Origin of the sequence: Corynebacterium sp. HMSC076G08 (assembly GCF_001811515.1) — a bacterium.
Taxonomy (GTDB): Bacteria; Actinomycetota; Actinomycetes; order Mycobacteriales; family Mycobacteriaceae; genus Corynebacterium; species Corynebacterium hiratae.
The window spans coordinates 17,163-41,009 of record NZ_KV805047.1; the positions used below are offsets into that span (position 1 = coordinate 17,163).

Annotated in this window: 25 protein-coding genes and 1 pseudogene; 16 read left to right on the forward strand and 10 right to left on the reverse strand. The window is 63.1% G+C overall.

Annotation, left to right across the window (positions count from 1 at the left end):
- Nucleotides 1-387 precede the first annotated feature (387 nt).
- On the reverse strand, nt 388-1,236 hold the full coding sequence (locus HMPREF2806_RS06000; RefSeq protein ID WP_232745309.1) for a hypothetical protein: 849 nt from the start codon (nt 1,234-1,236) through the stop codon (nt 388-390).
- Between the two features lie 79 nt (nt 1,237-1,315).
- Between HMPREF2806_RS06000 and zupT the strand changes: the two are divergent.
- Nucleotides 1,316-2,112, forward strand: a pseudogene (zupT, locus tag HMPREF2806_RS06005) (zinc transporter ZupT).
- A 3-nt stretch (nt 2,113-2,115) separates the two neighbouring features.
- Here the strand turns inward: zupT and HMPREF2806_RS06010 are convergent.
- Genes HMPREF2806_RS06010 through HMPREF2806_RS06020 form a run of 3 tightly spaced genes read right to left on the reverse strand, consistent with a single transcriptional unit; the run spans nt 2,116 to nt 4,334 of the window.
- On the reverse strand, nt 2,116-3,036 hold the full coding sequence (locus HMPREF2806_RS06010) for a DUF808 domain-containing protein (RefSeq protein WP_070516797.1): 921 nt from the start codon (nt 3,034-3,036) through the stop codon (nt 2,116-2,118).
- A 42-nt stretch (nt 3,037-3,078) separates the two neighbouring features.
- A complete protein-coding gene (locus HMPREF2806_RS06015) occupies nt 3,079-3,615 on the reverse strand; it encodes a ribonuclease FAU-1 family protein (protein ID WP_070516799.1) in 537 nt (178 codons plus the stop codon).
- Nucleotides 3,615-4,334, reverse strand: a complete 720-nt coding sequence (locus tag HMPREF2806_RS06020; RefSeq protein WP_070516801.1) for an Rv1157c family protein — start codon at nt 4,332-4,334, stop codon at nt 3,615-3,617. Before HMPREF2806_RS06020 ends, HMPREF2806_RS06015 begins: the two co-directional genes overlap by 1 nt.
- A gap of 281 nt (nt 4,335-4,615) precedes the next feature.
- Between HMPREF2806_RS06020 and typA the strand changes: the two genes are divergently transcribed.
- From typA to HMPREF2806_RS06060, 8 genes are all read left to right on the forward strand, one after another.
- Nucleotides 4,616-6,526 (forward strand): translational GTPase TypA, encoded by a 1,911-nt coding sequence (gene typA, locus HMPREF2806_RS06025; RefSeq protein ID WP_046648270.1) that lies wholly within the window; start codon nt 4,616-4,618, stop codon nt 6,524-6,526.
- Between the two features lie 69 nt (nt 6,527-6,595).
- Nucleotides 6,596-8,197 carry an ABC transporter family substrate-binding protein gene (locus HMPREF2806_RS06030; protein ID WP_070516802.1) on the forward strand — a complete coding sequence of 534 codons (1,602 nt, stop codon included), beginning with the start codon at nt 6,596-6,598 and terminating at the stop codon, nt 8,195-8,197.
- The gene (locus HMPREF2806_RS06035) at nt 8,187-9,056 is read left to right on the forward strand and encodes a PIG-L family deacetylase (protein WP_070509618.1); all 870 of its coding nucleotides are present in this window, start codon (nt 8,187-8,189) and stop codon (nt 9,054-9,056) included. Before HMPREF2806_RS06030 ends, HMPREF2806_RS06035 begins: the two co-directional genes overlap by 11 nt.
- Entirely contained in the window at nt 9,053-9,445 is a 393-nt protein-coding gene (locus HMPREF2806_RS06040) for a hypothetical protein (RefSeq protein ID WP_049154368.1), read from the forward strand. Before HMPREF2806_RS06035 ends, HMPREF2806_RS06040 begins: the two co-directional genes overlap by 4 nt.
- A 50-nt stretch (nt 9,446-9,495) precedes the next feature.
- On the forward strand, nt 9,496-9,819 hold the full coding sequence (fdxA, locus tag HMPREF2806_RS06045) for a ferredoxin (RefSeq protein WP_005327491.1): 324 nt from the start codon (nt 9,496-9,498) through the stop codon (nt 9,817-9,819).
- A 3-nt stretch (nt 9,820-9,822) separates the two neighbouring features.
- Nucleotides 9,823-10,908, forward strand: a complete 1,086-nt coding sequence (gene dapC, locus HMPREF2806_RS06050) for a succinyldiaminopimelate transaminase (protein ID WP_070516804.1) — start codon at nt 9,823-9,825, stop codon at nt 10,906-10,908.
- On the forward strand, nt 10,909-11,715 hold the full coding sequence (locus HMPREF2806_RS06055) for a pseudouridine synthase (protein ID WP_070516806.1): 807 nt from the start codon (nt 10,909-10,911) through the stop codon (nt 11,713-11,715).
- 107 nt (nt 11,716-11,822) lie between these two features.
- Complete coding sequence (locus HMPREF2806_RS06060) at nt 11,823-12,386, forward strand: GtrA family protein (RefSeq protein ID WP_049154373.1); 564 nt, start codon at nt 11,823-11,825, stop codon at nt 12,384-12,386.
- A 432-nt stretch (nt 12,387-12,818) separates the two neighbouring features.
- On the opposite strand, the gene HMPREF2806_RS06065 is transcribed toward HMPREF2806_RS06060, so the two are convergent.
- From HMPREF2806_RS06065 to HMPREF2806_RS06090, 6 genes are all read right to left on the reverse strand, one after another.
- Entirely contained in the window at nt 12,819-13,298 is a 480-nt protein-coding gene (locus HMPREF2806_RS06065; RefSeq protein ID WP_232745310.1) for a SoxR reducing system RseC family protein, read from the reverse strand.
- Complete coding sequence (locus HMPREF2806_RS13580; RefSeq protein ID WP_046648286.1) at nt 13,282-13,491, reverse strand: helix-turn-helix transcriptional regulator; 210 nt, start codon at nt 13,489-13,491, stop codon at nt 13,282-13,284. The genes HMPREF2806_RS06065 and HMPREF2806_RS13580 overlap by 17 nt, the downstream gene beginning before the upstream one ends.
- A gap of 54 nt (nt 13,492-13,545) precedes the next feature.
- Complete coding sequence (locus HMPREF2806_RS06075; protein WP_070516808.1) at nt 13,546-14,406, reverse strand: DUF559 domain-containing protein; 861 nt, start codon at nt 14,404-14,406, stop codon at nt 13,546-13,548.
- Between the two features lie 483 nt (nt 14,407-14,889).
- Nucleotides 14,890-16,320 carry an amino acid permease gene (locus HMPREF2806_RS06080; RefSeq protein ID WP_070516810.1) on the reverse strand — a complete coding sequence of 477 codons (1,431 nt, stop codon included), beginning with the start codon at nt 16,318-16,320 and terminating at the stop codon, nt 14,890-14,892.
- A gap of 87 nt (nt 16,321-16,407) precedes the next feature.
- Nucleotides 16,408-17,379 (reverse strand): 2,3,4,5-tetrahydropyridine-2,6-dicarboxylate N-succinyltransferase, encoded by a 972-nt coding sequence (dapD, locus tag HMPREF2806_RS06085; protein ID WP_070516812.1) that lies wholly within the window; start codon nt 17,377-17,379, stop codon nt 16,408-16,410.
- 18 nt (nt 17,380-17,397) lie between these two features.
- Nucleotides 17,398-18,756, reverse strand: a complete 1,359-nt coding sequence (locus HMPREF2806_RS06090) for an amino acid permease (RefSeq protein ID WP_070516813.1) — start codon at nt 18,754-18,756, stop codon at nt 17,398-17,400.
- 91 nt (nt 18,757-18,847) lie between these two features.
- Here HMPREF2806_RS06090 and dapE point away from each other — a divergent pair, with 91 nt between their 5' ends.
- From dapE to HMPREF2806_RS06125, 7 genes are read left to right on the forward strand one after another with little or no spacing between them, the layout of a single operon-like run.
- Nucleotides 18,848-19,936: a succinyl-diaminopimelate desuccinylase gene (gene dapE / locus HMPREF2806_RS06095; protein ID WP_070516815.1), complete on the forward strand. Its 1,089-nt coding sequence runs from the start codon at nt 18,848-18,850 to the stop codon at nt 19,934-19,936.
- Nucleotides 19,937-19,943: 7 nt separating this feature from the next.
- Nucleotides 19,944-20,714, forward strand: coding sequence for an LOG family protein (locus tag HMPREF2806_RS06100; protein WP_070509630.1), 771 nt, complete (start codon nt 19,944-19,946; stop codon nt 20,712-20,714).
- Nucleotides 20,715-20,740: 26 nt separating this feature from the next.
- On the forward strand, nt 20,741-21,553 hold the full coding sequence (gene folP, locus HMPREF2806_RS06105) for a dihydropteroate synthase (RefSeq protein ID WP_198531324.1): 813 nt from the start codon (nt 20,741-20,743) through the stop codon (nt 21,551-21,553).
- A gap of 3 nt (nt 21,554-21,556) precedes the next feature.
- Nucleotides 21,557-22,294, forward strand: a complete 738-nt coding sequence (locus HMPREF2806_RS06110; protein ID WP_070516818.1) for a glucosyl-3-phosphoglycerate synthase — start codon at nt 21,557-21,559, stop codon at nt 22,292-22,294.
- 3 nt (nt 22,295-22,297) lie between these two features.
- Nucleotides 22,298-22,651: a DivIVA domain-containing protein gene (locus HMPREF2806_RS06115; protein WP_070516820.1), complete on the forward strand. Its 354-nt coding sequence runs from the start codon at nt 22,298-22,300 to the stop codon at nt 22,649-22,651.
- A gap of 35 nt (nt 22,652-22,686) precedes the next feature.
- The gene (locus tag HMPREF2806_RS06120; protein ID WP_010187237.1) at nt 22,687-22,854 is read left to right on the forward strand and encodes a DUF3117 domain-containing protein; all 168 of its coding nucleotides are present in this window, start codon (nt 22,687-22,689) and stop codon (nt 22,852-22,854) included.
- Nucleotides 22,855-22,863: 9 nt separating this feature from the next.
- Nucleotides 22,864-23,751: a methyltransferase domain-containing protein gene (locus HMPREF2806_RS06125; protein WP_070516822.1), complete on the forward strand. Its 888-nt coding sequence runs from the start codon at nt 22,864-22,866 to the stop codon at nt 23,749-23,751.
- The last annotated feature ends 96 nt before the right edge of the window (nt 23,752-23,847 follow it).

A 23,847-nucleotide genomic window follows, 5' to 3' on the forward strand; every position in this document is an offset into this window, starting at 1 on the left:
GAATGGCGGCTGCCTAGGTCAGGATCATCGCTTCCCCAGGAGTCTTCGGCCCAGATCGCAAAATCGCGATCGGCATAGCGCTCTTGTCGGGTGGCAAGGTGCTCCATCCTCTGCGCATAGCGTTTCTTCGAAGCATTAACTTCGTCAGCTTTAGAGCCTGTAGAGGATCGATTTCTGCGATTGTTGTGTTGTTTGCTGGGCATGATGAGTTCCTGAGCTTCTGAAACGGTGAGCTAGCGTAAATAAGACCCTACGCGAGAGGTGGGTTTAGCAGCCAGGTCGCGGCCGACCAACAGGGGCAAAGGAACCAAAGTAAAGGCACCATTTGCGGGCGGTTTTCGGAGAAATCCCAGGTCAATGAATTAGCGTAAGTGCATAAGGTGCCAGTCAAAAGGTGCCTTTGGGGGACGTGAAGGCGCGCGAGCCGGTGGGCAGCGGCGAAGCGAGGGGATCTGCAGGTGTGGTGAACTCCCAGTCTGCGTCGGGGTCGAGCGCTGGCGGGATGGCGGGCTTGTCCGAGTCGAGTGGCAGCGGTGGGACCGCGGGGGCGAAGAGCTCGGCAGGGTCAGCGGGGTCGAGGGGAAGGTCCACGGCGATGCGGCCCCCTGCAGCATAAGCCCGGGCGGCCAGGGAAGCACCGGACTGGGAGGCAGCTGCGAACGCGGCGGCCAGTGCCGGGGTATCGGAGAGCTCCGCGCACGGTCCGAGGACGAGGTTGTCGTGGGTGGCGAGGACGGTGTCGTCGAGAAGCGCAAGCGTCACGATAAGCTGCTCGGTTCCCATCTCGCGCACCTGGTGCGCGGTGAGCTCACCTTCCGCGACACGAACGAGGGCGCCGTACCCACCGCTGAGCAGGGCAGTACCCGCCGGCTGATTGTTTGCGGGAATCATCCACGGGTCGAGTCCCAGGGCAACGGCGACCTCCACCTCGCCATCAACAATCTCGACGGTGGCTTGCGTCGTTGGAGTCATCGCCGCAGTGCGCAGACGATTGAGCGCCTGATACCCGGAGGACTCCTCGCCATCGAGCGCGCCCAGAAAACCGAAATCCGAGCGCACACGCCAGCCTCCCGTGGTGGGGTCGGGGAGCAAGGACACGTCGACGAGCGCAGGCTGCTGCGCCAACCCCGGGATGCTCAGCGCGGTGCCGAGGCTAAGATGCTCGAGAATCGCGACGTGCTCAACACCAAAGTAAGACGGAGCCAGCGGATATAGCGCCATGGTTGCGACAGTCACCTCAAGAGTCAGATGGGATGCGATGGACTTCTTTCAAGCTTACGCAGAGGCCGGGTTAGACACGCTATAGTTTGCCACTATGGACTTAGCCACCATCGCGTTCGCTTTCAGCCTTGTGTTGCTGTCTGGCTTGTCGACGTCCATCGGAGGCGCCCTCGCCGTAGGCAAGAGAGAACCTGGCCCGAAGTTCATGGCCGCTGCCCTGGGCCTGTCCGCAGGTGTGATGCTCTACGTCTCCTTCATGGAAATCCTGCCGGAGGCCCTGAAGAAGCTAGAAAGCACCCTCGGGGACGAAGCGCGCGCCACCTGGACGATGATGGCGGCATTCTTCGCGGGTATTGCGATCATTGCCATCATTGACCGCCTTGTGCCCGAGGAGATTAACCCGCACGAGCCGGCCACCACCGAGGAGGACGCGCGGCGCAAACGGCTGATGAAGACCGGCATGTTCACCGCCTTCGCGCTGGCTATCCACAACTTCCCGGAAGGCTTTGCCACGTTTCTCTCAGGCCTCGAAGCCCCGGAGATCGCCATCCCCGTCGCCGTGGCTATCGCCATCCACAACATCCCCGAGGGCATTGCGGTCGCAGTGCCCCTGCGCAGCGCGACGGGCTCGCGGAAGAGGGCCTTCTGGTGGGCCACGCTATCTGGCTTGGCCGAGCCCTCGGCGCTCTCATTGGCTTCGCGCTGCTGATGCCATTTATCGGCCCGATGACGTTCGGCATCAGCTTTGCCGTCATCGCCGGCATCATGGTGTTCATCTCCTTGGATGAGCTTCTGCCCACGGCAGAGGAGACCGGCGAACACCACTGCGCCATCTACGGGCTGATAGCCGGTATGGCGGTGATGGCTGTTTCGCTCGCGATGTTTATCTAAGGTTTATTTCACGCGCTCCGCGGTGGCCTTGACCGCCATGACAATGGAGACGATGACTGCGCCCAGAATAAAACCACACAGCATGGACAAGGCAGTATCTGCCGTCCAGGCGAGTGCGCCGTTGCCGATGCTTTCGGTGACGTGGTGGATGAAGCCATAGGGTTGCTCGGCGCCGAACTCGCTCAGACCCTTGACCACGATGTGGCCGCCGACCCACAGCATGGCGGCGGTGCCGATAATGCCGATGATCTTGAGCACGATAGGCATTCCCTTGACCAATGCGGTACCCAGGGCAGAGTCACCATCGTGACGCTTGAGCAGGGCGACGCCGATGTCATCCATCTTGACTAGAAGCCCGACGGCGCCATAGACACCCAAAGTGAGAAGCACGCCGACGGTGACCAGGGCACCGAGGCGCAGCCAGAAGGGCTGATCAATGACCTCGTTGAGGGAGATCACCATGATTTCGGCCGACAGGATGAGGTCGGTGGTGATAGCGGATTTCACCAGGGAGTCCTCGGCATCGGGGCCCTTTTCTTCCACGGTCTTTTCGTCCTTCTCACCGCGGTGAAGGACAGCATGGAAGATCTTCTCCGCCCCCTCGAAGCACAGGTACGTACCTCCGCACATGAGGATAGGGGTGAGCGCCCACGGCGCGATCCACGACAGAATGAGCGCAATCGGCAGGATGATGACGAGCTTGTTGATGAGCGAGCCCTTGGTGATGCGCCAAATCATGGGCAGCTCACGCTGCGGCTTGACGCCCTGGACATATTGAGGCGTGACAGCGGCGTCATCGACGACGACTCCAGCGGCTTTCGCCGAGGTTTTGCCGGCCAACGCTGCCACGTCGTCGACGCTGGAGGCAGCGGAGCGGGCGATCAGGGCGACGTCGTCAAGCAGGGCAAAGAGGCCACCGGCCATGACTCACATCCTTTAAGGTAGGGGAGAAGTACTCACCCTAGGTTACTCGGCAGGAACGAGCTCCACATTTTCTGCCCAAGTAAGGTCCATTCCCAGCGTGCGCAACCAATTCATGGCGTCATCGCCGTAGCGCGTGATGCCCTCGACGGCGGCCAGCGTGCGCTCCATGGCGCGCTCGGCTTCCTCCGCGCTGATAAGGCCGTTGGAGGTGGCGGCGGCTAGCTCGTCGATGTCGAGCACGTCAACCGGCTCGCCGGAGGTGGAGACCAAGTCGACGTAGAGATCGCGGGTGGTCCACACGTCCCCGTCAATGTCGATATCGGCAACGTCGATGTAGAAGTCTTGGTGCACGTCCACACCTTCACGGAAATGGAAGATATTGGCGCGCAGGCCGAGCTCTGGCAGCAGCCAAGACTCGAGGTAGCCGAAGCGCGGGTGGTTGGCGCCGCGGGCCATGTAGAGGCCAAAGTCGGTGACCCGGTAGGTGTCTACCTCGCGCTGGAAACCTTTCGGGTCGACATTGATGTTGTCGGCCGTATTGAAGGTCTCTTGCTTGACTGGGTGCAGGTCTGTGCTCATTAGTTCACCTCGAGGAAAGCCGCGGTAGGTGGGAAGGAACACGAGGATTCAGCAGTGTTAACCGCACCGGAGAGAACCGCCACGATGGTTCCCTTGCCGGTCGTTGCGCGGCCCGAGACCGTGGTTGGCCCATCGGTGTTGATGCCGTTGTTGAAGAGGGGTGTGGTGCCGAACTGGAAGGTGTCCAGGTTGAACCACTGAACGCGCATGGCGCCCTGCTCTTCAGCGGCGGTCGGGGTGCCCAGGGCGGTGAAGAGGAAGACGGCTTCGCCTTCGCCTGCGCCTGGGGCCGGCATCTCGGTCGGGCCAGGCACGGCGATGGCGGAACCCACCGAATCGCCCTGCCCGCCGATGCACTGCGCGGAGACCGTGGGCCAGTAGAACTGGCGGAAGCCGGGGTTATTTCCCTCCGGCATCGCGACGCCGCCCTCGCCGCCTTCACCAGCGGTGAAGTTGAGTGCGGTGAGGATGGCGCTACGGGCCTCCTGCGGGATCCATGGCTGTGCCGCGAAAGCACGAACGCGCTCCTGCGTCTCCGGGGTGGGACGGCCGAGGCTGTCCAGCGGGTTGCTGCTCTGAGGAACGCTCACCAGCGAGGAGAGATCAGGGGCGCCGGCATGCGCGGGCGTGATGCTGAGCAGGCCCACCATCAGGGCAGCAGTGAGTCCGGCTACGCCGCGACGGGCGGAACCGGTGGAGTGCTGTTCAGAAAAGGCCATGGAGAATCCTTGCGTGTGGGTGGGGGAAGTGACGTCACAGAAACTACACAGTGATCACATCAGCCACAATAGTATCTGCTGTCACAATATTCACTTTTTCGGCGTAGTCAACTCTTTTTAGAGCCCTACTGTGCGGTATGTCGGTGCTTGATACCAATCTGTTACATCCCGCAGCGCTCTGCGGGATGATGCGCGCGATGCTGCACATCAAAGGGCTAGAGAGTATATTTAAGGGCCGTTCACATCGCTAACGCACCATGCTTTGAAGGAGCACCCCACACGTGAGTAATACTGAATTCCGTAACGTAGCCATCGTCGCGCACGTTGACCACGGTAAAACCACCCTTGTCAACGGCATGCTGGAGCAGTCCGGCGCTTTCGGCGACCATGGCGAACACTCGGATCGCGTCATGGACTCCAACGATCAGGAGCGCGAGCGCGGCATCACCATTCTGGCGAAGAATACCGCCATCCACCGCAAGGGCCTAGGCAAGGATGGCGGAGATCTCATCATCAACGTCATCGATACCCCGGGCCACGCTGACTTCGGCGGCGAGGTCGAGCGCGGCATTTCCATGGTGGACGGCGTCGTGCTGCTTGTCGACGCCTCCGAAGGCCCCCTCCCGCAGACCCGCTTCGTCCTCACCAAGGCACTGGAGGCGAAGCTGCCGGTCATCATTTGCGTGAATAAGACCGACCGCCCCGACGCCCGCATCGACGAGGTCGTCACCGAGGCCCAGGACCTGCTGCTGGAAATCGCCGCCGGCCTCGAGGACGAGGAAGCAGCCGCTGCCGCCGAGGAGCTGCTGGGCCTGCCGGTCCTCTACACCTCCGGCCGCGAGGGCAAGGCTTCCACTGAGAACCCAGGCAATGGCAACGTTCCGAACGCCGATGATCTGCAGGCGCTTTTCGACGTTATTTATGACGTCCTCCCCGAGCCCTCCGCCAAGGTCGACGCCCCTCTGCAGGCACACGTGACCAACCTGGACTCCGATGACTTCCTTGGTCGTATCGCCCTGCTTCGTATCTACTCGGGCACCCTCAAGAAGGGCCAGCAGGTGGCCTGGATGCACTACGACGAGGAAGGGGAGATGCACACCAAGACCGTCAAGGTGGCGGAGCTCCTGCGTACCGTCGGTTTCCAGCGCCAGCCGGATACCGAGGCCATCGCCGGTGACATCGTGGCGATCTCCGGTATCTCCGACATCATGATCGGTGACACCATCGCGGACGTGGAGAACCCGCAGCCGCTGCCGCGCATCAAGGTCGACGAGCCGGCCATCTCCATGACCATTGGCGTGAACACCTCCCCGATGGCAGGCCAGGGCGGCGGCGATAAGCTCACCGCCCGCTTGGTCAAGGCCCGCCTGGACCAGGAGCTCATCGGTAACGTCTCCATCAAGGTGCTGCCGACCGAGCGTCCCGACGCTTGGGAAGTCCAGGGCCGCGGCGAGATGGCGCTTTCCGTACTCATCGAGAACATGCGCCGCGAGGGCTTCGAGTTGACCGTCGGTAAGCCGCAGGTAGTCACCCAGGTCATCGACGGAAAGACGATGGAGCCCTATGAGATGCTCACCATCGATTCCCCTTCCGAGCACCAGGGCGCTATTACCCAGCTGCTGGCCACCCGCAAGGGGCAGATGCAGTCCATGGACGTGCGCGAGGGCGACTGGGTCCGCATGGTCTTCCGCGTCCCCGCCCGCGGTCTCATCGGTTTCCGCACCCAGTTCATGACGGAGACCCGCGGCGCTGGCATCGCCAACTCCATCTCCGATGGCCTTGACGTCTGGGCCGGCGACATCAAGGCCCGTCCGACCGGCTCGCTGGTGGCGGACCGTTCCGGACAGATCACCGCCTACGCCCTCCAGCAGCTGGCGGACCGCGGTGATTTCTTCGTGGAGCCGGGCATGGAGGCCTACGAGGGCATGGTTGTCGGCGCCAATAACCGTGATGAGGATATGGATATCAACATCACCAAGGAAAAGAAGCTGACCAACATGCGCTCCGCCACCGCGGATGCCACCGTCACCCTCGCCAAGGCCCGGACCCTGTCCCTGGAAGAGGCGCTGGAGTTCTGTGGCACCGACGAGTGCGTCGAGGTCGGCCCGAACGTTCTGCGCGTGCGCAAGGTCGAGCTGTCCGCCACCGACCGCAAGCGCGCGGCCGCCCGCGCCAAGCAGCTCAACAAGTAGTTCGCTCAGCGCCGCCCCCGGGTAACTACAGTGGTAGGGAAAGTTTTCGGAATGTAAAGGTTGTGTGGAGTGGACCGTTTCCTGCCTCGGCTTGGCGTTATCCTCGCAGCCGCCCTGCTTACCGCCTGCCAGGCCAACCCCGGTCCGCCGCCGGTGGTAGATGAGAACGATCGCAGCACCACGCCAACGAATTCCAGCACCACGGCCCCGCCACCTGAGGTAGCACCCGAAGAGGACCTTCTGCCGGAGCGCAGCACCGTGGCGATTGGGGTGGACCCGCTGCGCGGTGGGCTCAACCCACATCTGGTGGCGAACAACTCCGAGCTGGTCAACCAGATTGCGGAGCTGGTCCTTCCCTCAGCTTTCCACGGCTCTGAGATGGATACGGATGTCCTGGAATCCGCAGAGGAGATCGAAGCCCCCGGCAGCATTGCCATGCGGGTACGCTATACCATCGCCGGGCCGGCGCAATGGTCGGATGGCACGCCGATCAGCGGCTCCGATTTTAACTACCTGTGGTCACAGATAATGCGCACGCCGGGCGCGAAGGACGTGGCTGGCTACCGGGCAATTACAGCCGTGCGGACCTCCGGGAATGGGCGCGTGGTCACCGTTGACTTCGGGCATCGCGTGGAGGATTGGCACAAGCTCTTTGCCAACCTCGTGCCCTCCCACCTTCTGGAGGACCGCGATTTCGCCTCGGCCCTGGCGGACGGGATCCCCGCCTCGGCCGGGCGCTACCTCGTCGCCGGAATGGATCGCGGCCGAGGAATCATTACCCTCAACCGCAATGATCGGTTCTGGGGAGAAGATCCCGCGAATATCGACGTCATTCAGCTGCGCGCTGTGCGTGATACCGCGCAGGCGGTGAACATGCTGCGCTCGCACCAGATCGGTTTTGCTGATATCACCCCGCAGCAGACCACCTTGGAGAACTTGAGCCTGCTCAGCAACGTCAATACCGGTGTGGTGACCCGGCAACGCCAGCTGCGGCTGAACATGTCGGCGGTTGAAGGAGCGCTCGATGAGCAGGCGCAACGCCGTGCGTTGGCCTCGCTTCTCGACACCGACCAACTAGCCCGCCTCGCCACCGGCCGCGCCTCGGAGCTCAAGCCTGGGAACAATCCCTTCGATAGCCACGCGGAGCTCGCCCCATTGCGCGAGCGTGCGGGCCGCAAGCCGGTGCGGATTGCCGTGGATCCTCAGTACCCCACCGCCTTGGCGGCGGCCACCACCATCGTGGACGTGCTTCAAGCCAAGGCCATCGACGCGGAGGTCGTCACCGAACGCTTGACCACGATTACCTCCGACCTGCTCCCGGCGGGCAAGGTGGATGCTGTGGTGGCGTGGGATGAGAACGGCGAGGACGCACTCAGCCTGGCCAACTATTTCGTGTGCGCGACACCCACGCGCCCGGCGGCAACGCTGTCCGGGTACTGCCCGGAAAACTCCGCCGACACTGCCCTGGGCATTCTCTCTGGCGAGGTGGTTTCCGCGACCGCGCAGGAGCGCGTAGAGCATCTCAACAGGGAGGAAGCGCTCTTCGTCCCGCTGCTCAACGAGGTGCGTATCCACGCTTTGGGCAAGGGTATTGTTGGCCCCGGACAAAGCATTGAGGACTGGGACTCCGGCCTCATCAGCGCACCGCAGTGGAGGAAAGATGATGACTAAGGATCTCACCGGCTACCGTGTCGTGGCCGTTCATGCCCACCCAGATGACGAGGTGCTTTTTACCGGCGGAACGTTGGCGGACCTGTCCGCGCGCGGTGCACAGGTCACGGTGATTACCGCGACGCTGGGAGAGGAAGGCGAGATCATCGGCGAGCCCTACCAGGGCCTCGCGGAGACCGACCAGCTGGGAGGGTTCCGCGCCTGGGAGCTTAAGCACGCGCTCGACGCTTTAGGCGTCGACGGTATTCAGCTGGGTGGTTTCGGGCACTTCCGCGATTCCGGCATGGAAGGCTCGCCCGCTCACGAGAATCCGCGGGCCCTGGTCAACCGCGTGGAAGAGGCCGCCGACCTGATGCGGGGCCACCTTGTCGCGCTGCGTCCACATGCAGTGCTGACCTATGGCCCGGACGGCGGTTACGGGCACCCCGACCATATCGCTGTGCACAAGGCCGTGCATGCGGCTGCCTCGCCTGAGCAGCGCATCTGGTGGGCCGTCTTTGAGCGCGCCGCGCACTACCGCGGCCTCGATGCTGTTACCCCTCCGGAGGGCTGGAGCCTGCCCGATAAGGAGTACCTGGATAACTTCACCAATGCTGGCTGCGATGTGGCCTACGAGCTCACTGACGCGGCTCTCAGCGCCAAGCGCGCAGCGATGCTGGCCCACGCCACGCAGATCTGGCTTGCCGACGGCTCCCTCACTACCATCAACCCTCACGCCGCCCAGGCGGGCTTGAAGGATCCCGCGGAGGTTCCCGCTGCCTATGCCTTGTCCAACCTGCTCACCATGCCGCTGCTGCGCCACGAGTTCTACCAGCTGGGCCAAGGTGAGCTGCAGGATTCATTGCTGGGGGAGAAATGAGCGAGCGCGCAATCCGCACCGACTTCTCCCGCGGCGAGCAAGTAGGGGGCCTAGTGTGGCTCGTCTTAGGCGCACTCTGCTCGCTGACCTTAGAGGTGGTCTATCTCACCGCCCGCGTGCCATGGTTCGACGGGGCCAGCGTGGCCTTTCCGATCACCATCCTCATCGCCTTTTGGTTCAACGGGGTGCTGACCCGCACAGCGCGGCTGTGGAGTGAGAATCCCTACATCGCGGGCTTGCCCGGTTTAGCTTGGGTGGCGGGTTTCCTCGCGTTCATGCTGGGTGCCGCTATCGGGGACGGTAGCTTGCTGGCCAATAATATTCTCAGCCTGCTGCTGTTCGCCGCGGGAATCGCGGGTAGCGTTTGGCCATTTTTCGCCTCGGAGTAGCATACTGTTAGTCGTAGAAAACCCGTGACACACAGGAGTTTAAACACCTTATGACTTACACCATCGCGCAGCCTTGCGTCGACGTGATGGACCGCGGCTGCGTTGAAGAGTGCCCGGTCGACTGCATCTACGAGGGCAAGCGCATGCTCTACATCCACCCGGACGAGTGCGTGGACTGCGGCGCCTGTGAGCCGGCTTGCCCGGTGGAGGCCATCTTCTACGAGGATGATGTTCCGGATGAGTGGCTGGACTACAACGATGCTAACGCCGCCTTCTTTGATGATCTCGGCTCCCCGGGCGGCGCAGCTGCGCTCGGCCCGCAGGACTTTGATGTCCCGATGATCGCTGCACTCCCGCCTCAGAACCAGGAGTAATAGATGAGCCGCACGCCGCTGGGAGACACGCTCCCGGATTTCCCGTGGAACTCGCTCGCCGGTGCCAAGAAGAAGGCACAGGCGCACCCGGACGGGATCGTTGACCTATCGGTGGGCAATCCCGTCGATCCGGTGGCCCCTGGCGTGCAGTTAGCGCTGTCCGCAGCGGCCGAAGCTCCCGGTTACCCGCAGACCCAGGGCACCCCGGAGCTGCGCGAGGCCATTGCGAAGGCGCTGCAGCGCCGCTACAACATGAACGTGGACGCGGTACTGCCGGTCATCGGCACTAAGGAAGCTATCGCCTGGCTGCCTACCTTGCTGGGCATGCGCGGGGAGACCGTGGCTTTCCCTACGGTGGCTTATCCCACCTACGAAGTCGGTGCGCTGCTGGCCGGTGCCAAGCCTCTGCGCGCCGATGAGGATTTCCAGGATGCGTCGCTCGTGTTCATCAATTCGCCGTCGAATCCGACGGGTCGGGTGTTGGGCGTCGAGAAGCTGCGTGAGATCGTCGCCTGGGCGCGCGCGAACAATGCCATCGTGGCCTCCGACGAGTGCTACATGGGCCTGGGCTGGGATGATGAGAACCCGCCGGTGTCCATCCTGGATCCGCGCGTGACTGATGGGGATAACACCGGGCTCATCGCCATGCATTCGCTGTCGAAGAGCGCGAACATGGCTTCTTACCGCGCGGGTTTCTTCGCGGGCGATGCCCAGCTCATCGCGGAGCTATTGGAGCTGCGTAAGCACGCGGGGCTCATCGTTCCGGGTCCCATCCAGGCGGCCATGGTTGCCGCGCTTGACGACGACCCCTCCGAAGCCCTCCAGCGCCAACGCTACGCCGCGCGCCGTGTGGATCTCATGCGGGCGCTGACCGGCGCGGGCTTTAGGATCGAGCACTCCGAGGCGGGGCTCTACTTGTGGGCAACCCGCGGTGAGAACTGCCGCGAGACCGTCGACTGGCTGGCCGAGCGTGGCATCCTCGTTGCCCCCGGTGATTTTTATGGTCCCGCCGGCGAACAGTACGTGCGCATTGGCCTCAACGGCACTGATGAGCGCATCGCCGCAGCCGTGGCCCGCTTGGCTGCGTAAATGGCCTTTCGCCCACCAGCGCGCGAAGGTATTAGCCCGCGTAAGGTGATGCTCACGGGCATCGTGCCCGCCACTCCTACCTATTGGGCAGGTGAGGCGGGCGATTCCGCGTTTTCGCCCGGTACTCGCTTAGAGCCCGGCACTGTGCTTCCCGGCCCAACGCTGGCCTGGTATCACCCTTCGGTGCCTTCCGAAGAGCCTATTCCGTTTGATTACCGCGCGGTCTTTGAAGACGGGGACCTGATTGTCGTGGACAAACCGCACTTTCTCCCCACGACGTCGAACGGGCGCATCGTGCGCGAGACCCTCCAGACCCGCCTGCGCGTGGACTACGGGGAGGACTCTATTGTGCCGCTGCACCGGCTGGACCGGTTGACGTCGGGGTTGGTGCTGTGCTCGCGTAATCCGCGCACGCGCGCTGCGTACCAGCAGCTTTTTCAGGAGCGTGCGGTGGTGAAGCATTACCGTGCTCGGGTGGCCGCGCCCTTCTCCTTCGACGGCACGGTGCGGCTGGGCATGCGGCGAGTGCGGGGTGAGCGCCAGGTCCGCGTGGATCCTATCGGCACGCCTACGGTGACTCGGGTGCGCGCTCGGGGAGCGGTGGCCGATGTCTGGCCACTGACCGGCCATACCCACCAGATTCGCGTGGTGCTTAACCACCTGGGGCATCCGATTGTGGGGGACGATACTTATCCGGTGGATCGCGGGTTGTCCCTCTACGATTTTTCCACGCCCCTGCGGCTTACTCACGTAGCTTTGAGCTTTAAGGATCCGCTTTCTGGTGAGAAGCGTGAGTTTCAGCTGTGAGATTCGGCGCTCTTGCGGCGCGCGTTTTAGTTTGCGCTGAATGAGGGACTAAACTCAAACGAAGTTTTATTCATCATAATTGAGCATTTTGTACGAAGGGCGTGTCCATGGCGGATCTGAGCTTTGCTCGCTTTGCCTCGAATCTTGGCCAGTTCATTAAGTTCGGTCTGGTCGGCGGTTCGGGCACGTTGGTCAACATTGCGACTTCGATTGTGGCTGCAAAGTGCGGTTTGGCGTGGTTTGGTGCCACGCCGCATGACGCGATGTTCAACCTGTTCGGCACGCAGTTCCACGTGCGTTGGTTCATGCTCTTTTCCACGATTGCCTTCTTGGTGGCGAATACCTGGAACTACCAGCTCAACCGCATGTGGACGTTTAAGTCCGTCAACAAAGTGTCCTGGTTGCGTGGGTTCTTCCCGTTCCTCATTACGGGCATCGGCGCCTACCTGGTTACCCTCGCGGTGCAGTACCTGCTGATGAATCCGACTTCGCCGCTGCAACTGCCTCCCCATATTTTCGATGATTCAACCGGATTCCGCACCATGTACTACTGGGCCAACGCGATTTCCATCGTGGTAGCCATGCCCATTAATTTCATCTTCAATAAGCTGTGGACGTTCCGCTCGAAGCCAAAGACGCCGATCTTGGTTCACGAGACCGAACCGGCTTAATACCAGCCCTTTGCCCCGCCTCGCCCCGCCTCGCCCCGCACCCTTCGCGCTCACCAGCGTAAGGCTGCGGGGCCTTTGTGTCGCGGCGGTGAGCGGGAAGGGAGGCGTCGGCACGCACCGCTTCCTTCGCGCTCACTGGAGACACGGCGTGGAAGCGCTCCATCGTGCTGGTGAGCGCTTAGGGACGAAAATCGGAAACCCGCCCTTTGCGCTCACCGGCATCTAATAGATTCGCTAGTTCCCGTTTACAGTGAGCGGGAAGGGGCGGCGGCAGCGGTTTAGCGGGGCAGGGCAAGGCTGCATTCTTTGCGGGGGCCGGCAGTATCGGCTTGAACTACCCTTGGCGCTCACCGGCGCCTGTAAAAAGCAAGACCCGCCGTCCGCGGTGAGCGCGAAGGGCGGGATGGATGGGGATTGGCCGGGCAGTGCGGTCTAGTCGTCGAGCTCGGAGTCGAGGCGGGCCTGGTCGCGTTGATGCTGGCGGCGGCGAAGGAATGGCGTGAAGATGATGGCGGCGGTCACGCCAGCCCCAGCGCCAAGCAAGTAGGAGGTGGAGTCCGGTGCGTAAGCGTTGTGGGCAATTCCAACGAACATCACAATGAGCGGGATGAGGTAGACGGTCATCGCAGGCCAAATGCGGCCAACAGGCGGGGTGGCGACGCGCTTGCGCAGCCACGCCGTGCCGAAGAGATTGCCGATGATAGACGGTGCGATGGCGAGGAAGCACAGCATGCTCATCTGACCAGGAAGGACCCAGGCGAGGATGGCTGCGGCGACGAGCTCGAGGAAGCGGGTCGGGGTAGCGCTGATGGTGTTGGCCTTGTAGAAAGTCTCGCGCTCGAATTCGTCGCGAGAGGCGCGGTCGATCTCGCGGAGCGTGTAGTTGGCCAGGGCGTTAATCATGTTGTTCATCTCCAAAGACTTCTTCGATGGTTTTTCCTAGTTCGCGGCAGATGTCTAGCGCTAGGTAGACGGAGGGGGAGTAGTTGCCGCGTTCGATATTGGCGATTGTCTGGCGGGAAACGCCGGCCCGTTCAGCAAGGTCGGCTTGAGACATCTCGAGCCAGCGTCGCCATTTGCGAACCATGTTCTGATGCTCGGCCATCTGGCCTCCTTTACGGTGTGTAACTCTTACATGACTAAGTGTAAAGAAAACTTGTCACGATGGCAATGTTTGCATGCATAAGTGCCAAGTCCAATAAGGCTGGGTCGCCGCAGAAGGGAGCTTGGGATTTCGCCCTTTGAGCAGCTCAAGAGTCGCTTTGATAAGCAAGAAGGCGTCGTTGAGGTGGTAGCGGATATCGTCGGCAGTAAAGCGCAAAACCGTATACCCATGGGCTACGGCCGCGTTCTGCTTCGAGCGGTCCGCTTGAAACGCCCGATCATTTTTGTGGTACTCCCAGCCGTCGACCTCGATGATGAGCTTGCCAATCTTCAGGTCAAAGCGGTACCCCGCAATGAGCGCGTTGTGCTCAGGAAAGATCCCGTCCGCGCTAAGCCTTCGGCTGAGCTGGCGCTCCGGTACGCTATCGGCCCCAATCGGCGTGCGGCGGATAGTCTCTTTCAAACGCCGGGGAACCCGACGCATCCTTCGCCGGTCATCTTCGAGGCGGGCGGGCCCTGTTTTGCCGCGGTAGTACTCTTCCAGCAGCTGGCCGCAGGCCGCGGCTATACGACGGGCTGCCCACAGTACCTGGACAACAGGCAGGCCATTCACCTTGGCAGTAGCCGACAGGCGTGAATGCGTCACCCGAAAATTCTTGCCCTTAAGCGTGCGCGGCCCCTCGGCTTCCAACGGAAACGTCAGCTTCCTCCCCAAGTGAATCTCCTGCGCGGTCTTGCCCGTGAAATGTATTCGACTGAGCCCGTGTGCCAGAGCCCGCGCCACGGCAAGCGGCGACCACTCGTCGCTATAAATCCCGCGGTGCACGCGAAAGAGCGTCCCCGCGCGAAGCTTCCGCCTGATTGCCTCCTTGCTCAAGCCCTGCTCGCGAAGCTCCGCGGTCGTCCATGCCTTCATGAAGCTCAAGGTATGCAGTGCTTAACGACGCGTCGAGGGTCAATTCCCCGCCTGTGGATAACTTGGCCCTGCGGCGTCGATTTTGCGCTAAAAAGCTGTCGCGTCCGCAATTTTTGCACCTCTTGCCCGCCCCGAAACTCCCTTCGCGCCCACGGGCAGCCTTGAAAAGGCGACACCCCGGTCGCCGGTGAGCGCGAAGGGTGGTCAGTGATAGGCGTGGCGGGAAAGCGGCCCGTTTGGTTCCGCCTTCCCCTTTGCGCTCACGGAGCACGTGCCTGGTGCTCTTCAGCTCATCGATGGTGAGCGCGAAGGGAGTGATTGAGTGGGTAAGCTCCTGCGCCTGACCCTTGGCGGCCACCAAGAGCGGACAAACGGTACAACGCTGGTCGGCCGGTGAGCGCGAAAGGTGGGGCGGCGATGGAGACGAGGGGGTTGGGCGGCGATGGAAACGAGGGAGTGGGGCGGCGAGATGGCGAGGGGCGGCTAGCGGGCCTCGAGCTCCTCGGCCGTCGGTAGGGGCAGGCGCGAGGTCGGGGCGATGCCGCGGGCCTTCGCGTTGATGACGCCGGCGATGGCTAGCACAGCGAACATGGCGGCGGCGGAGAAGAGTTGGATGCGGGCGGAGGCGTCGGTAAGCATGAGCACCGCAATGGCCGCAAAGAGCGCCAGCGCGAACCACGTGAGGTAGGGGTAGGCCCACATGCGCACCGGCAGCGGGTGGATGGCCTCGAGCTGTGGGCGCAGGCGCAACTGGCTCACTGCGATGAAGACCCACACGATGAGCAGCGAGGCGCCAGCGGCGTTGAGCATGAAGGACAGCAGCCACCCGTTATCTGCATAGTTGAGAACAACCATCACCGCGGAAAGAATGACAGACAGCGCGATGGCCGCCGTCGGGACGCCGCGACGGTCGGTGGCGGCGAAGAGCTTGGGGGCTTCACCGCGGCTAGCCAGCGAGTGCATCATGCGGGAGGAAGCGTAGATCTGCGCGTTAAAAGCAGAGAGCAGTGCGAGAACGATGACCACTTCCATGATGGCAGCAGCACCTGGAATTCCCGCGCGGTCCAAGACCATGGTGAACGGCGACTCGGAGGCAGACTTCGCGGAGCCGAGCGAGGAATAGGGCAGGAGGAAGGTGATGACGAGGACGGAGCCCAGGTAGAACACCGAAATGCGCGTAATGGTGGTGCGCACTGCGTTGACGAGGGACTTCTCGGGGTCCTCGGATTCCGCCGCGGCGATGGCGACGACCTCGATGCCGCCGAACGCGAAGGCCACGGCGAGCAGACCGGCGGCCACGCCGCCGAGGCCGTTGGGCATGAAGCCGTCTTCGAGGAAGACAGACGTGCCGATGAAGGTGTGGCCGGGGAGAAGGCCGAAGATGAGCAGCGCGCCGATAACGAGGAAAGCAATAATGACGGCGACCTTGATGAAGGCGAACCAGTACTCAAACTCACCAAACAAGCGCACTCGCAGCAGGTTGATGGTGCCGAAGAGAGCCACGCAGATGGCTGCGGGGATCCAGGGCGGGCAGTTAAACCACGCGCCGATGAATCCGGCCGCGCCGGTGATTTCCGCGCCAAGGACCGCGACGGTGGCGAGCCAATAAATCCAGCCCTGCGTAAATCCTGCCCAGCGGCCGATGCCGTGTTCCGCGTATTCGGAGAAGGAGCCGGATGCGGGGATGACCGTGCCCATTTCACCGAGCATCTGCATGACCAAGATGGCAAGGAAACCAGCGATGAGATAAGCCAAAAGGACCGCGGGGCCGGCGGCAGAAATACCAACGCCGGTGCCTAAGAAAAGGCCAGCGCCAATGGTGGAACCCAGCCCCATCATGGTCAGGTGGCGGACTTTCAAGCCGCTGCCGAGTGAGCGAGGAGAGGAATCGTTTTGAGCAGTCACCTTTAGCATTCTAGGCAGCCGCTCGCGGTAAGTGGGCATAAAGGGCCCGGGATCAAGAAAAGCCCCCGCAAGAACGGGGGCCTCAAGCAACAGCGTTTAGTTCTTGTGCAGGTCCTCGTTGAGGGCCACAGCCTCAGACTTCCACTCCACGGCTTCGACGGCGCCGGTCACGGAGTTGCGGCGCAGCAGTACGCCGGAAACACCAGAGAGCTTGGATCCCTTGATGGTGTCGCCCTCAGACAGGCCCAGGGCCTCCGCGATCTTGCCAAAGACGGCAATCTTGGTACCGGCGGTGACGTAGAGGCCGGCTTCGACGACGGCGTCGTCGCCAAGCGAAATGCCCACGCCGGAGTTCGCGCCGAGCAGGCAGCGCTCACCGATGGAGATGACCTCCTTGCCGCCGCCGGAGAGGGTGCCCATGATGGAGGCGCCGCCGCCGATATCGGAGCCATCGCCCACGACAACACCCGCGGAAATACGGCCCTCGACCATGGAGGCGCCCAGGGTGCCGGCGTTGAAGTTAACGAAGCCCTCGTGCATCACGGTCGTGCCCTCAGCGAGGTGGGCGCCCAGGCGAACGCGGTCGGCGTCACCGATGCGCACGCCGGACGGGACAACGTAGTCCACCATGCGCGGGAACTTATCGACGGAGTAGACCACGACCGGGCCGCGGGAGGCGAGGCGGCCGCGGACCATTTGGAAATCGGCAACCGCGCAGGGGCCGTAGTTAGTCCACACCACGTTGGCCAGCTTGCCGAAGATCCCGTCTACGTTCAGGCCGTGAGGCTTGACTGCGCGGTGGGAGAGCAGGTGCAGGCGCAGGTAAGCGTCGTAGGTGTCGGCGGGAGCCTCGTCCAGATCCTTGATGGTGGTCTCCACCGCGATGCGGGCGACGCCGCGCTCCTCGTCGGGGCCAACGAGGTCAGCGAACTGCTGCGGAACCTCCTCTAGGCGCTCGGTGCCGCTGGCTTCTACAGAGATATCGGTGTGAACTGCGGGGAACCAGACGTCCAGGACGGTGCCGTCATGGGTAATGGTTGCCAGGCCGCGTGCGGATGCTGAAGTCATAGGCTCACACCCTAGCAGCTACGCGTCCGCTCCGCGCCTTTTGTTACCCGGGAGTAGGTGGAAGATCACAACCAGGGAAACGGTCAGGATGAGGACGGCGAGGACTTGGTTGCGGGCGGAGGCGTCGAAAAGCATGAGAATCGTAAGACCCACCAGTGCTAGGGCAGTCAGCCACGGCAGCCAGGGGAAGCCCGGCACGCGCAGCGTCGTGAGCTCGCCGTTGGCCTTCATCTGAGGGTGCAGTTTGATGTAGGAGGCCACGATGAAACACCAGATGACCAGCAGGCAGCCGCCCACCGCGTTGAAGAGGAAGGCCAGAAGCCCCGGCGGGTTCCAGTACTGCAGCACCACCGATGCGAAGGCAAAGATGATGGAGAGCACGACCGCGAAGATAGGGGAGCCGGAGACGTTGGTCTTCAAGAAGACGTGGTGCGCGCTGTGGTCCTTAGCCATGTCGTAGACCAAGCGGGAGGTGGCGTAAATCTGCGCATTGAAGGCAGACAGCAGCGCCAAGGCGATGATGGCTTCCATGAATCCCGCGGCGAAGGGGATTTTCGCGGCGGCGAGGACCAGGGTGAAGGGCGAGTCCGCGGCCACATCGGCGTCCTGGATGGAGCTGAAAGGCAAGGCCATGGTGATGACCAGGATGGAGCCGATGTAGAAGACCATGATGCGCACGATGATGGCGCGCACGGCAGTAGCGACGTTGTGGGCCGGGTCCTCAGATTCCGCCGCGGCAATGGTGACCAGTTCGATGCCACCGAAAGCGAAAGCCACGGCGAGCAAGCCGGCAGCAAAGCCGGGGCCGCCGTTGGGCAGGAAGTTCTCCGTGAAGTTATGTCCCGCCATGGACAGGTCCATACCCGGCAGGATACCCAGTGCCATGAGCACACCGACGCCCAGGAAGGCCACGATCGTGGCCACCTTGATGATGGCGAACCAGAACTCGAATTCGCCGAAGCCACCCACGGCGGCAAAGTTAACGATGGCGAAGAAGACCACGGCCACCAATGCCGGAATCCAGGGGTCCACCCCGAACCAGTTGGAGACAATCGCCGCGGCACCGGTAATCTCCGCGCCCATCACCATGACCAGCATGAACCAGTAAATCCAGCCCAAGGTAAACCTGGCCCAGGGCCCGAAGGCCTGGCCCGCATAGGTAGAGAAAGCGCCCAGCGAAGGCCGCGCCGCGGCCATCTCACCGAGCATCCACATCACCAAGGCGATGAGCGCACCAGCCACCGCATAGGAAATAAGGACGGAGGTGCCGGAGACCTGGATGCCCAGGCCGACGCCTAGGAAGAGGCCCGCGCCCACCGCGGAGCCGAGGCCCATCATGGTGAGGTGGCGGGTTTTGAGTTGAGTGGCCGCAGCCATAGGGAAATCACCTTCAACGCTGTTGATTGTTTGCAACGGGAAGTACTTTACGCAATGCACTAAGCAACCGGGGGCGCTAGCATGGCGGGTTGTGACTTTAAATCTCTTCTCCGATCCCATCGAGCTGACCAAGGCGCTGGTGGATATCCCTAGCCCTTCGCACCACGAGCAAGCGATCGCTGATGCCGTCGAGGAAGCCCTGCGCGGTCTGGACCAGAGCACAGTAGAGGTGGAACGCTACGGCAACACCGTCTGCGCCCGGACGAATCGGGGCTTCGAAAGCCGCGTGGTCCTCGCCGGCCACATCGATACCGTGCCCTTGGCCGATAACGTCCCCCACACCATGTCGGAGGACGGCGCCACCATGTATGGCTGCGGCACCGTGGACATGAAGTCCGGCATGGCGGTCTACCTCAACGCCTTTGCGCAGCTGTACGACTCCGATGAGCTCAAGCACGATCTCACGGTCATCGCCTATGAGGGCGAGGAGGTCGCCACCGAATTCAACGGTCTGGGCCACTTGCAGAAGGATCACCCGGAGTGGCTGCAGGGAGACCTAGCGCTGTTGGGCGAGCCCTCCGGCGCCATGATCGAGGCCGGCTGCCAAGGCACCATCCGCGTGCGCGTTACCGCCCACGGCACCCGCGCGCACTCGGCCCGCGCCTGGCTGGGCTCCAACGCGGCACACACCTTGGCGCCGGTGATGCTCAACGTGGCTAACTACCAGCCGCGCGACGTGGAGATTGACGGCTGCACCTACAAGGAAGGCCTCAACATCGTTCACCTCGAATCCGGCGTGGCCACCAACACCATCCCGGATGAGGCCTGGATGTTCGTCAACTTCCGCTTCGCTCCCGACCGCAATTCCGAAGAGGCGCTGGCGCACCTGCTGGAGGTCCTCGGCGAGCACGAAAACATCACCGTGGAGGTCGATGACATCGCGGGTGCGGCCCTGCCCGGCTTAGGTCAGCCGGCGGCACGCGCGCTTGTCGACGCCGTCGGCGGCAACGTCCGCGCCAAGTACGGGTGGACCGACGTGGCCCGTTTCTCCGAGATGGGTACCCCAGCCGTTAACTTCGGCCCTGGCGATCCGGGCTTTGCTCACAAGAAGGACGAGCAGGTGCCCATCGCCCAGATCACCGAAGTCTCGACCGCACTCTTGAATTACCTGAAGGGATAACACCACCATGACTCCTGAGCAACTGCGCACCCTGCGCGGACCTCTTCTCGTGCGCACCGCCGGAGAGCAGTCCTCCACCTTTGATCAGCGCCTGCTGCAGTCTGGTGCGGATCACGAGTGGCAGCACGCCGATCCCTGGCGCGTCCTGCGCATCCAGGGCGAGTTCGTGGACGGCTTCGACGCCCTGGCCAAGCTGCCCAAGGCCGTGACCGTCTTCGGCTCTGCCCGCACCCCGGAGGATGACCCGAACTACCAGCTGGGCGTGGCCTTGGGACGCCGCCTCGTTGAGGCCAAGTACGCCGTTATCACCGGCGGCGGCCCCGGCATCATGGAGGCGGCCAACCGCGGCGCGCACGAGGCTGGCGGGCTGTCTGTGGGCCTCGGCATCGAGCTGCCGCACGAACAGGGCCTGAACCCCTATGTGGATCTGGGCTTGAACTTCCGCTACTTCTTCGCCCGCAAGACCATGTTCCTCAAGTACTCCCAGGCCTTCATCTGTCTGCCCGGCGGCATGGGCACCATGGATGAGTTCTTCGAGGTCATGTGCATGGTCCAAACCGGCAAGGTGACCAACTATCCCATCGTGCTCATGGGCACCGACTACTGGGCAGGCCTGGTGGAATGGATGAAGAAGACCCTGGCCGAGGGTGGGTTCATCAACCCCGAGGACCTCGATCTCTTCCTCGTCACCGACGATATCGATGAAGCCGTCGCTCACATCCTGGCCGCGCACAAGGTCATGTCGGACAAGCGCCTGCGGGAGCAAGAAGACAAGTGACCTCCGCTCCTCACCTCGCACGGGTCATGGCGATTGTGAACCGCACGCCGGACTCCTTCTACGACAAGGGCGCCACCTTCGAGCTCGACCCCGCAATCCAGCGTGCTGAGCAGTCGCTTGACGACGGCGCCTCCATCATCGATATCGGCGGCGTCAAGGCCGGCCCGGGTGAGCACGTCGACGCGGCCGAGGAAATCGAGCGCGTCGTGCCGACTATCGCGGAGCTGCACCGTCGCCGCCCGGAGGCGCTGATCTCCGTGGACACGTGGCGCGCCGAGGTCGCAGAGGAAGCTATCGCCGCGGGCGCCGGGCTGGTCAACGACACGTGGGCCGGTTGGGACCCCGAGCTCATCGAAGTCGCCGGCCACCACAAGGTCGGCTACGTGTGCTCGCACACCGGTGGCGTGACCCCGCGCACCCGCCCGCACCGCGTGCACTTCGACGACGTGGTCGCTGACGTCATCGCCGAGACTACGCGACTGGCGGAGCGCGCCGCCGACCTCGGCTGCCCGGAGGAGCTGACGTTCATCGACCCCACGCACGACTTTGGCAAAAACACCTTCCACGGTCTGGAACTGTTGCGGCGCATCGATGAGATCGTGGCAACGGGCTGGCCGGTGCTCATGGCCTTGTCGAACAAGGACTTTGTGGGCGAGACCCTCGACCGAGCCGTCGACCAGCGCGTCGCGGGCACCCTGGCAGCGACGGCGTGGTCGGCAGCGCGCGGCGTGGCGGCGTTTCGGGTGCATGAGGTGGGCCCGACGCTCGATGTCATCCGCATGACCGCTGCCATTCAGGGGCACATGGCGCCGCTTGCGACGACGCGGGGGCTGGCCTAAGGCATGTTTCCGAGCATTTCTGTGGTCATCCCTGCGCTGGATGAGGAGCGCACCGTCGCGCACGTCGTGCGCGCCTGCCTGGCGGATGAGCCTTTAGAGGTCATCGTCATCGACGCCGACTCCACCGATGAGACCGCCGCCCGGGCCGCCGCGGCGGGTGCCCGGGTGTGCAACTGGCGCGAGGTGCTGGACGAGGAACCGCGTCCGGGAAAGGGTGAGTCCCTGTGGCGCGGGGTGGCCGCGGCCCGTGGTGAGGTGGTCGTGTTCATCGACGCGGATTTAGAGTCTGCTGCGCCCGGCATGGTTACCGCGCTGACCGAGCCTTTCGTGGATCCCCACGTGCAGATGGTCAAGGCGCGCTATGCACGCAGCCTGAACGGTCAGCCCACGGGCGGCGGGCGGGTCACGGAGCTGAGCGCCAAGCCGCTGCTGCGGGTGTTCTTCCCCGAGCTCGCGCACATCGATCAACCACTGGGAGGGGAGTATGCGATTCGCCGCGAGGCAGCCCTGGATCTGCCTTTTGTGGCGGGCTATGGGGTGGAAGCGGGGCTACTGATAGACGTCGCCAAGCGCTATGGGCCCCATGCTATCGCCGAGGTGGAGTTAGGCACCCGCGCCCACCGCAACCGCCCGCTCGAGGAGCTGTCCCCGATGGCCGATGTCGTCGCGCGCACCATCCTGTCCCGCGCGGATGTGGTTGGGCCCGTTGCCCAACGTCCGCCGCTGCTGGGTAAGATTTAGCGCATGATGTCCTGGATTCTTCTTATCGTTGTCCTCATCGCCCTCGTCATCATTGGCACATGGGCGTGGGGAAGCATCGTGGGTCGGGGGACCGTGATGGAGGCTCCCGATACGGCCGTGGATACCAACGAGGAGAATCTGCGCGCCCTTGAGGAGGGGCGCTTCGATGATCTGCGTTTCGACGTCGTGACACGCGGCTACCGCCAGGACCAAGTCGATGCGCTGCTGGCTGCCGTCGAGCGCCGCATGGGCGCTGCGCCGGTGGCTTCTGATGGTTCTGCAGATGATTCTGCGGAACCATCCCCCGCGGGTGCGGCAACGAGCCTGCCGCTGTCAGCCGAAAAAGAGCTAGACTAGAAGGACGTTCTAAAAATAGTCGAAGGAGACTCAATATGGCAGCGATGAAGCCCCGTACCACTGGTGGAGAGATGGAAGCGGTAGAGGAGTCCCGCAAGATCGTGATGCGCATTCCTTCTGACGGGGGTGGGCGCATTGTCATTGAGCTCAGTAAAGAAGAAGCAGCGGAGCTGGGTTCACTCCTCGTAGCAGTTTCTAGCTAGTCTAGGAGCATGCTTTCACATATCGTCGATATTCTGGCCGATCCTGCCGATGGCAGCGCCCTGCAGGGCGCGGATGATTTTTCTCGCCTCGTGTCGGAGACCGGCCACTCTTATGACGTGGCCAAGCAGGGCTACGTCACGCTGGCAGCCGGCGCGGGCCTGAAACATCAGGGCGACGATGCCGCGATGGTTACCGCCCGCGAGACCTACCTGGCCATGGGGCACTTCGCGCCCTTCGTGGAGGCAGTGACCGGCGCGGTCCAGGATTCTCTGGAAACTCAGGATGCGGCTGAGCACGCGGCAGGCCTCGATGAGGACACCGCCCCTGCGCTCCTTGAGGTGGGCGCGGGCACGGGTTACTACCTAGCCCACACGCTCGATTCGATTGAGGGCGCTCGTGGCGTGGGCCTGGATATCTCTACGCATGCGGCCAAGCACCTGGCCAAGTCGCACGAGCGCGTCGGCGCTGTGGTCGCGGATGTGTGGGAGCGTCTGCCGCTCAAGGATGATTCGATTCACGCCATCTCGGTTGTCTTCGCCCCGCGCAACCCGGCGGAATTCCAGCGCGTGCTCGCCCCCGGCGGGGAGGTTATTGTGCTGACTCCGCAGGCTGGCCACCTCGATGAGCTGCGGGAGCCTTTGGGCATCCTCGGAGTCGAGGAAGGAAAGGTGGAGCGTCTCTACGCGCAGGCGGAAGGTTTCCTCGAGCAGGCGGCCGACCCGGTCGATATTTCTTTCCCGATCGTCCTAGACAAGGCCTCCATCGCCGCGCAGGTGGGCATGAGTCCCTCGGCGCGCCACATCAGCCCGGAAGAGCTGGCCGAGCGCATGGCCTCCCTGCCGCAGTCGCTGACCGTGACGGCGCATGCCCGTCTAGATCGCCTGCGTTCGGCCTAATTACTGACGCTCCTTTTTAGACCTTCCTTCGCTGCTTCTCTTCGAAACCACCCTTCGCGCTCACCGAGAGTGGGCGCGGTGGCTGTTTGAGTTCCT

Bases quoted from the DNA above. Each gene is read 5' to 3' on its own strand.
- HMPREF2806_RS06010 (WP_070516797.1), bottom strand. From the start codon at position 3,036: ATGGCCGGTGGCCTCTTTGCCCTGCTTGACGACGTCGCCCTGATCGCC.
- HMPREF2806_RS06015 (WP_070516799.1), bottom strand. From the start codon at position 3,615: ATGAGCACAGACCTGCACCCAGTCAAGCAAGAGACCTTCAATACGGCC.
- HMPREF2806_RS06020 (WP_070516801.1), bottom strand. From the start codon at position 4,334: ATGGCCTTTTCTGAACAGCACTCCACCGGTTCCGCCCGTCGCGGCGTA.
- HMPREF2806_RS06035 (WP_070509618.1), top strand. From the start codon at position 8,187: ATGATGACTAAGGATCTCACCGGCTACCGTGTCGTGGCCGTTCATGCC.
- HMPREF2806_RS06040 (WP_049154368.1), top strand. From the start codon at position 9,053: ATGAGCGAGCGCGCAATCCGCACCGACTTCTCCCGCGGCGAGCAAGTA.
- fdxA (WP_005327491.1), top strand. From the start codon at position 9,496: ATGACTTACACCATCGCGCAGCCTTGCGTCGACGTGATGGACCGCGGC.
- dapC (WP_070516804.1), top strand. From the start codon at position 9,823: ATGAGCCGCACGCCGCTGGGAGACACGCTCCCGGATTTCCCGTGGAAC.
- HMPREF2806_RS06055 (WP_070516806.1), top strand. From the start codon at position 10,909: ATGGCCTTTCGCCCACCAGCGCGCGAAGGTATTAGCCCGCGTAAGGTG.
- HMPREF2806_RS06060 (WP_049154373.1), top strand. From the start codon at position 11,823: ATGGCGGATCTGAGCTTTGCTCGCTTTGCCTCGAATCTTGGCCAGTTC.
- HMPREF2806_RS06065 (WP_232745310.1), bottom strand. From the start codon at position 13,298: ATGAACAACATGATTAACGCCCTGGCCAACTACACGCTCCGCGAGATC.
- HMPREF2806_RS13580 (WP_046648286.1), bottom strand. From the start codon at position 13,491: ATGGCCGAGCATCAGAACATGGTTCGCAAATGGCGACGCTGGCTCGAG.
- HMPREF2806_RS06075 (WP_070516808.1), bottom strand. From the start codon at position 14,406: ATGAAGGCATGGACGACCGCGGAGCTTCGCGAGCAGGGCTTGAGCAAG.
- HMPREF2806_RS06080 (WP_070516810.1), bottom strand. From the start codon at position 16,320: ATGCTAAAGGTGACTGCTCAAAACGATTCCTCTCCTCGCTCACTCGGC.
- dapD (WP_070516812.1), bottom strand. From the start codon at position 17,379: ATGACTTCAGCATCCGCACGCGGCCTGGCAACCATTACCCATGACGGC.
- HMPREF2806_RS06090 (WP_070516813.1), bottom strand. From the start codon at position 18,756: ATGGCTGCGGCCACTCAACTCAAAACCCGCCACCTCACCATGATGGGC.
- HMPREF2806_RS06100 (WP_070509630.1), top strand. From the start codon at position 19,944: ATGACTCCTGAGCAACTGCGCACCCTGCGCGGACCTCTTCTCGTGCGC.
- folP (WP_198531324.1), top strand. From the start codon at position 20,741: ATGGCGATTGTGAACCGCACGCCGGACTCCTTCTACGACAAGGGCGCC.
- HMPREF2806_RS06110 (WP_070516818.1), top strand. From the start codon at position 21,557: ATGTTTCCGAGCATTTCTGTGGTCATCCCTGCGCTGGATGAGGAGCGC.
- HMPREF2806_RS06115 (WP_070516820.1), top strand. From the start codon at position 22,298: ATGATGTCCTGGATTCTTCTTATCGTTGTCCTCATCGCCCTCGTCATC.
- HMPREF2806_RS06120 (WP_010187237.1), top strand. From the start codon at position 22,687: ATGGCAGCGATGAAGCCCCGTACCACTGGTGGAGAGATGGAAGCGGTA.
- HMPREF2806_RS06125 (WP_070516822.1), top strand. From the start codon at position 22,864: ATGCTTTCACATATCGTCGATATTCTGGCCGATCCTGCCGATGGCAGC.